The sequence below is a fragment of the Scandinavium sp. genome (genome assembly GCF_032012665.1).
Lineage (GTDB): Bacteria > Pseudomonadota > Gammaproteobacteria > Enterobacterales > Enterobacteriaceae > Scandinavium.
On sequence record NZ_DALZVG010000024.1, the window covers coordinates 75,513 to 82,670 of the forward strand.

Consider the following 7,158-nt stretch of genomic DNA (forward strand, 5'->3'; position numbering starts at 1 on the left):
GGAGGTTATATGGGCGTAAAAACGACACATCCACCGGTTCGGGGAATGACTCCGGTAACGGTACTCCTGGTCTTTGCTCTGGTACTGATGCGCAGCACGACCATTGTCATTAAAGCCACCGGGGCTGCGATTGTGACCTGGTGCCTGCTCTCTATTTTCCGTTTGAGTGTCTTCAGCCACGAAGGAATAAATAATGAAAACATTAGTTAATACTATTATTGCCTCAATCATACTTTGTCTGGGTTTTTCTGTATCGGCCAGTCAATGTAATATGGATAACAAAGAGGTAAGCGCTGCGGTAATTAAAGCCATTCATGATGATCTTGGGGGTTCCGGATATCCGCACAGACAACTGGTTAAAACCAGAGATGCCTGTATTTATAATTATTCTATAGGAGGGTCTGTTGATACCTATTACTATCGTATAAATCTCCGCGATGGGATACACCTGACCCGGATAACAGAGCGTGAAATGCGGGAGGCAATATCAGAAGAGAATCAGGTATGGAAAGAAAAACGTAATAAAGAATATGAGCAGTATCAAAAAGAGCATGGAGAAGCTGAGCGTAAGGCCCGTGCAGAGCAGCAACGAATGACCCGTGAAGGAGATATTGCTGGCCTTCTGGGAATTAATGACCCAAAAAGGAAAGCAGCATTAAATAAAGATCCTTTTGGGCAGGACGTCCGTAACAGGGTTAAAGAGATCTGTAGCGATATAACCCGTAAGCAAATGGCTCAGGGCAATACAGAAAATATCTGCACTATGGCATTCCCTGTAAGGGTCCTGGGCAACAACAACTATCTTGCCCAAATGCAAATAGGTAGAAACTCCGTCAGTATTCGCTTTGATATGTCAGGTAATTATGAAGAAGTCAACTGAAGGCCAGGATAATAAAGCGGTCACATCAGGAATACGTGATCGGTTTAAATCTCCGTTTAGGCGTAAGCATGAAAAGGAGGAGCAGACGGATATACCTGCCTCTCCTGATGCCGGAGATGCTCTGGAGAATATTACCGGGGGTTCTCGTTCTGGTGGTGTGGTTAATAAGTTAAAACAGCTGACGAACCGACAGCATGCAGTGAAAACATTGTCACTGACAGATGATGGGGCGGATACTGTAACTGCGCCAGACGCTGTAGCAACGGAAGAAGAGGTGTCTGCATCACGATTTAGCGCAACAATTACACGTTACCGTCCTGTGATTGAACGCGTGGTACTGGAGGGGCTGGTCGGTATCGCTGAAGACAAACTGCAGGACGATGAACTGATTGCCGATCTTTTCAACAAAGCGTATGAGTTTTTACCTACACCGATCAGGCTGGTCCTGCCCCGGGAAAAGTGCCTGAGCTGGCTGATGCAGAACAGAGGACCACTGCTACTGAAGCTGGGCGATTACCGCCCGACATCACCAGAAGCAAATCCGCAACCTGCTTTGCCACCACACGAAGAAAAATAACCCATCAATGCTACTGGCAACAGGCCACGTCTCCTTCGGGAAACGTGGCCTGTTTGCTTTTATGTCATTTATGAAGGAATTAACCATGAAACTAGCCAGTCGCTTTGGCCGAACCAATCAGATACGCCGTGACCGTCCGCTGACCCATGAGGAGCTGATGAGTCATGTTCCCAGCGTCTTCGGTGAAGACAAACACACTTCCAGGAGTGAAAAGTACACCTATATCCCCACGATTGCCCTGCTCGAAAACCTGCAGCGTGAAGGGTTTGAGCCGTTCTTCGCCTGTCAGTCGCGCGTTCGCGACCCTGACCGCCGGGAGCATACAAAGCATATGCTGCGCCTGCGCCGCGCCGGGCAGATAAACGGCCAGCAGGTACCAGAAATCATCATCCTCAACAGTCACGATGGTGCGTCCAGCTTTCAGCTGCTGCCGGGAATTTTCCGCAGCGTCTGTACTAATTCTCTGGTTTGCGGACAGTCATTTGGCGAAATACGCGTACCCCACCGGGGAAACGTGGTGGAGAAAGTCATTGAAGGGGCTTACGAAGTACTCGGCGTGTTTGACCGGGTCGAGGAGAAGCGTGAGGCAATGCAGTCGCTGCTGCTCCCGCCACCGGCACAGCAGGCGCTGGCAAAAGCTGCGCTGACATATCGCTTTGGCGAGGAACATCAGCCGGTAACCGAATCCCAGGTACTGAGTGCCCGCCGCTGGCAGGACGATAAAAGTGACCTGTGGACGGTCTTTAACCGCCTGCAGGAGAACCTGAGCAAGGGCGGACTGGTCGGGCGCTCCGCACAAGGGAAACGCAGCCGCACCCGTGCCGTTAACGGTATCGACGGTGACCTCAAACTGAATCGCGCGTTATGGGTCATGGCGGAAGAGCTGCAGCAGGCACTGAGCTGATGCAGCACGTTCCAGCGAATGCTCACCAGACAGCAGTCTGGCCTGTTTCCCTGCAAAACCAGCCCGGCTGCCGCTCTGTATCCGACGATGACCTCTGCGCCTGGTGCAGGCATCTCTGCTACCGGCCTGGTGAACTCAGCCTGTGCCGACTGTCAGTGACTGACGGCATCTGGCCCTCACGGTGCGATGCTGACGGCTATGCACAGTCCTGCCCACAGCTGCTTCTGACCACACCGACTGCTGAACTTACCCGCCGGTAACACATTCCTTCGCCATCACGCCTCAAATCACCTTTTCCACACATCAGGCTCCCGTTTACCGGAGTCGCACTTATGGCCTTTCAAAAGGAATAACCAATGAATAACGCTACAAATCTGCAAACCCTTTCAGACCTCGAAAATACCAACACTCTCATCGTCACGTTGTTGCCCGATGAACAGCGTATCGGCTTCTGGCCACAGCACTTTGGTTCCATCCCGCAGTGGATGACCCTTGAGCCGCATATCTTCGCCTGGATGGACCTCTTCTGTGCAGACTACTGCGGGGGTATCTGGCAGTTTTACACGCTGAGCAACGGCGGTGCTTTTATAGCCCCGGAGCCAGATGGTGATGACGTTGAAAAATGGACGCTGTTCAACCCGATGAATGGCAACGATGTGGAAATGAGCGCAGAGGCCGCGGGCATAGCAGCCTGCCTGATGGCTTACAGCCACCACGCCATGCGCACCGAATGCGACGCCATGACGGAGCACTATTACCGTCTGCGGGACTACGCGCTCAACCACGCGGAATGCAGCGCCATCATGCACATCATTGACTGAGGATCCCGCTATGGAAACACAGTTACCACTGTTTGCCGCCGAATTACCGGCATCCGCACAACACACCATCCGTGAGGCACTAACCCTGCTGGAGCGTCAGTTACGCGAACCCGGTGCGTCATTTACCTCCAGTAGCTCAGTACGTGACTGGCTGCGCCTGCAGCTTGCCACACTGGAGCGCGAAGAGTTTACCGCGCTCTTCCTCGATAACCAGCACCGGCTGATTGCGCACGAAACTCTCTTCACCGGCACCATCAACCATACGCAGGTCTATCCACGGGAGGTGGTAAAGGCTGCACTGAAATATAACGCTGCTGCCATGCTCGTGGCGCACTGCCATCCTTCAGGGCACGCAGAGCCCAGCGATTCAGACAGACGGATCACAGAACGTCTTAAGCAGACGCTGGAGCTGGTCGATATTCGCCTGCTGGACCACCTGGTGGTTGGCGGGATGGATATAGTGTCTTTTGCCGAACGAGGCTGGCTTTAAGGAGACCGGTGATGAAGATTATCAGCAAACGCCAGGCGATGGCGATATACCGCCAGCATCCGCAGTCCCGGCTGTTCCGCTTCTGTACCGGGCGGTATCAGTGGTCCGGCAGCGTCTGCCACTATGCAGGCCGGGAGGTACAGGACATCAGCGGTGTGCTGGCCGTCTTCGCGGAACGCCGTCAGGACCGCAACGGCCCTTATGTGGTACTGCGTAGCGTCACGCTGAACTGAGTAAGGAGAACAAATGAGCCAAATTATCTCTACCACCGTTTATACGCTGGATGAACTGTCCGGCGCGGCCCGCGAGAACGCCCGTAGCTGGTATCGTGAACATGCACTGAATGATGACTGGTATCAGAACGTGTTTGATGAGTTTATCGGCATCTGCAACATCCTGGGCGTGGACATTAAGATGCACAAGGTACCTGTCCCGTCGGGCGGCAGCCGTCAGCACCTCTGTATCTGGTTCAGCGGTTTCTGCCATCAGGGAAGCGGCGCTGCTTTTGAGGGGGAGTATGCTTACCAGCCGCAGGCCGTATACCGGATAAGGGAGCACTTCCCTGAAGATGCAGAGCTGCACCGGCTTACCGATTCACTGCAGGCCATCCAGTTGCATAACAGCGGCGAGCTTTGCGCCACGATCCGTCATCACGGCCAGCATATCCATGAATCCTGTATGGCAATCACGGTCGAACGCCACAGCCCCTCCGGACAGGACATGACCGCAGACAGTGAAGCGGCGATAACCGAAGCCATACGGGAGTTGGCCCGCTGGTTATACAACTGGCTGGAAACGGAATACGGCTGGCAGACATCCCCCGCTATCGTTGATGAAGACATCACCGACGGTAAATACACCTTCACCGAAACCGGTCAGCGATTCGGCTGACTGCCTCCGGTTAACCATTACTTAATTTATTTTTTAGCGAGACTTAATCATGCCGGAATCTGACACCGCCGCAAGTGACAATATGGACGCGCCGCGCTGGGGTCTGCAGCGAAGCATCACACCGTGTTTTGGCGCACGGCTGGTGCAGGAAGGCAACCAGTTGCACTATCTCGCTGACCGCGCCAGCATCACCGGTACGTTCAGCGAAGCGGATTTACGCCATCTTGATCAGGCGTTTCCACTGCTTTTGAAACAGCTTGAGCTGATGCTGGTTTCCGGTGAACTCAATCCCCGCCATCAGCACTGCGTCACGCTGTATCACAATGGTCTCATCTGCGAAGCGGACACACTGGGCAGTTGTGGTTATATCTACCTCGCGATTTATCCGGGGGAACCGCCAGCAGCGTAATCACCAGACCTGCAACAGCATCCGGCAACACTACCACCTTCCTCGTTTCACCTCAGAAAGAGAACATCATGCAAACCCAATCCATACACCCTTTACGGGCGGCAGAGTCCTGCCCGTCGCCTGTCGCCGTCTGGCAGATATTACTGACGCACTTGCTGGACCGCCACTACGGTCTGACGCTCACAGATACGCCGTTTGGCAACGATGGCGTGATCCAGGAGCATATTGAGGCTGGTATCTCGCTGTGCGATGCCGTCAATTTTATCGTTGAAAAGTACGATCTGGTCCGTATCGATCGTCGCAGTTTTAGTACAGAAACACAGTCTCCGCTTATCGGTCACATTGACATTCTCCGCGCCCGTAAAGCCTGTGGACTCATGACCCGGAACAGCTATAAAGCGGTTACCGACATCACTACCGGCAAATACAGCGAAATAACACGATGAAGCTCTCCCTGACCGTAGAAGCCGATACCCTCAACGTCCTGGCCCTCAACATGGGCCGGATCGCTGTAGATATAGATGGTATTGAACTGGCCGACCTGATTAATGTGGTCAGTGATAACGGTTATTCGCTTCGTGTTGCTGATACCCCCGGGAAGTTGGTTGTTGAAGATCCGCTACCACGTACCGCCCGTCTGAATGGGATCCAGTGCAGTACCGCCCATATCACGTGTGAGGATAACGCTATTCTCGACCAGGCCACTCTTCAACGCCACGACGGCGGCAACAGTGACTGGATACTGTACACCGGCTACGGTTACCTGCTCAGACTTAACGCTCGCTTATACCCGGTGCTGGAACTAAAGAGAATGGGATTATCAAAGGGCTGTCGCCGGTTAGTGACCACGCTGATACGACGTTACGGAATCGATATGCTACATCTGGATGCAGCGGGTGACCTGTTGCCGGGTTTTAGCACCTTCGACTGGTAGTCTCTCCTTCCGACATGCTCAGTCTCTGCAACACATCCACTCAGAATAATCACAGCCCTGTATTCACCACACGCATAAACGCCAGCCCTCACCGACTGGCGTTTTGCTTTATATAAAGGACATAAACTATGTCAGAACTTACTCTCACCGAATCCGAAGTGTTAACCGACAATACTAACGTGATTTGTTCTACCAGTATTGAACGCATCGTCAGCGGGCGTGACGCCGCACTGGCGCAGATTGAAGCGCTCATTCAGCAACTTGGCGATATATCAGCCCTGACAGGCACCATCGGCGGAGGCAAATCGAATGAATGGGGAGTACGGCAATACCGTTACGACTGCTGGTTGATGGAGAAACCAGAAACAGCGATGAAAGCCATCACCCAAAATATCGATCGCAACATCTGGAAAGACCTGATGAATAAGTCGGGAATGCTGGCGCTCATGGATGCACAGGCCCGCGACGAGTGGTACAACAGCCTGGAGAAAGACGATATTCCTGCTATCAATGAAGAAAATATTCTTGGCACTTTTAAACAATTACATCTGAATAAAGGTGAGGTATTTGAACGTGGTGTGATTAACGTGTTTAAGGGTCTGAGCTGGGATTACAAATCGAACTCGCCGTATCGGTTTGGGAGAAAGATCATCGTCAATGGTCTCGTGAAACATAACCGCTGGGGATTTGGTCTGAACTGGGGCTGGCAGCGTGATCGCCTGGCCGATCTTGAGCGCATGCTGATGCTTCTCGATGGAAAACCTGTTCCCGACAACCGTGCTGACGTTACCCGTCGCCTGGGAGACCATATCAATGAGAACAGGTACAGCAATCGTTACGAGGATGAGATGTTTGTGATGAAGTATTTTCAGAAGGGAACGGCGCATATCACCTTCAAGCGATCAGAGCTGGTCGATAAGCTAAATGACATCATCGCCCGGCACTATCCGGGGGCGTTGCCCACTAAACAGTAAGGAACCAAATTATGGTATCATTTTCAAACACGGATGGTGCTCACTGCGATTCTGTAAATGGTCAGAGCACCATGCCATCAAAAACAGTTCAAATGGACGTAAAAATTCCCGTTCAACCGTCAAATTTTGATGCGCTGCAGATGGGGGCCTTACTGGGGGCCTCTAGTTTTATGAAGCACGATAAAAACCATATCTATCAAATAAATAACACAACCAAATCAATTCCGAGTCCGGGCACCACTATTTAAAGAACCCGCCCAAAAGGCGGGTTTTTGCTT

At 52.4% G+C, this 7,158-nt stretch carries 14 protein-coding genes; all 14 read left to right on the forward strand.

Features of this window, described 5'->3' with window-relative positions:
* The first annotated feature begins 9 nt into the window (after window positions 1-9).
* Window positions 10-210 (forward strand): hypothetical protein, encoded by a 201-nt coding sequence (locus RTU33_RS17425; protein ID WP_312629040.1) that lies wholly within the window; start codon window positions 10-12, stop codon window positions 208-210.
* Window positions 194-880 carry a hypothetical protein gene (locus RTU33_RS17430; RefSeq protein WP_312629041.1) on the forward strand — a complete coding sequence of 229 codons (687 nt, stop codon included), beginning with the start codon at window positions 194-196 and terminating at the stop codon, window positions 878-880. Before RTU33_RS17425 ends, RTU33_RS17430 begins: the two co-directional genes overlap by 17 nt.
* Entirely contained in the window at window positions 864-1,457 is a 594-nt protein-coding gene (locus RTU33_RS17435; protein ID WP_312629042.1) for a hypothetical protein, read from the forward strand. Before RTU33_RS17430 ends, RTU33_RS17435 begins: the two co-directional genes overlap by 17 nt.
* Before the next feature lie 85 nt (window positions 1,458-1,542).
* Window positions 1,543-2,361: a DUF932 domain-containing protein gene (locus RTU33_RS17440; protein WP_312629043.1), complete on the forward strand. Its 819-nt coding sequence runs from the start codon at window positions 1,543-1,545 to the stop codon at window positions 2,359-2,361.
* An 18-nt stretch (window positions 2,362-2,379) separates the two neighbouring features.
* Window positions 2,380-2,520, forward strand: a complete 141-nt coding sequence (locus tag RTU33_RS17445; protein WP_312629044.1) for a hypothetical protein — start codon at window positions 2,380-2,382, stop codon at window positions 2,518-2,520.
* Between the two features lie 197 nt (window positions 2,521-2,717).
* Window positions 2,718-3,182, forward strand: a complete 465-nt coding sequence (locus RTU33_RS17450) for an antirestriction protein (RefSeq protein WP_004856826.1) — start codon at window positions 2,718-2,720, stop codon at window positions 3,180-3,182.
* 10 nt (window positions 3,183-3,192) lie between these two features.
* Window positions 3,193-3,672 (forward strand): RadC family protein, encoded by a 480-nt coding sequence (radC, locus tag RTU33_RS17455; RefSeq protein ID WP_021314683.1) that lies wholly within the window; start codon window positions 3,193-3,195, stop codon window positions 3,670-3,672.
* 11 nt (window positions 3,673-3,683) lie between these two features.
* A complete protein-coding gene (locus RTU33_RS17460) occupies window positions 3,684-3,905 on the forward strand; it encodes a DUF987 domain-containing protein (RefSeq protein WP_070801389.1) in 222 nt (73 codons plus the stop codon).
* Between the two features lie 13 nt (window positions 3,906-3,918).
* Window positions 3,919-4,563, forward strand: a complete 645-nt coding sequence (locus RTU33_RS17465; protein WP_312629047.1) for an antitoxin of toxin-antitoxin stability system — start codon at window positions 3,919-3,921, stop codon at window positions 4,561-4,563.
* Between the two features lie 49 nt (window positions 4,564-4,612).
* Window positions 4,613-4,972, forward strand: coding sequence for a type IV toxin-antitoxin system YeeU family antitoxin (locus RTU33_RS17470; protein WP_312629048.1), 360 nt, complete (start codon window positions 4,613-4,615; stop codon window positions 4,970-4,972).
* A gap of 68 nt (window positions 4,973-5,040) precedes the next feature.
* Window positions 5,041-5,418, forward strand: coding sequence for a TA system toxin CbtA family protein (locus RTU33_RS17475; protein ID WP_312629049.1), 378 nt, complete (start codon window positions 5,041-5,043; stop codon window positions 5,416-5,418).
* Window positions 5,415-5,906, forward strand: coding sequence for a DUF5983 family protein (locus RTU33_RS17480; protein ID WP_312629050.1), 492 nt, complete (start codon window positions 5,415-5,417; stop codon window positions 5,904-5,906). The genes RTU33_RS17475 and RTU33_RS17480 overlap by 4 nt, the downstream gene beginning before the upstream one ends.
* 128 nt (window positions 5,907-6,034) lie before the next feature.
* Window positions 6,035-6,880 carry a DUF4942 domain-containing protein gene (locus RTU33_RS17485; protein WP_312629051.1) on the forward strand — a complete coding sequence of 282 codons (846 nt, stop codon included), beginning with the start codon at window positions 6,035-6,037 and terminating at the stop codon, window positions 6,878-6,880.
* Window positions 6,881-6,891: 11 nt separating this feature from the next.
* A complete protein-coding gene (locus RTU33_RS17490; protein WP_312629052.1) occupies window positions 6,892-7,128 on the forward strand; it encodes a hypothetical protein in 237 nt (78 codons plus the stop codon).
* Window positions 7,129-7,158 lie beyond the last annotated feature (30 nt).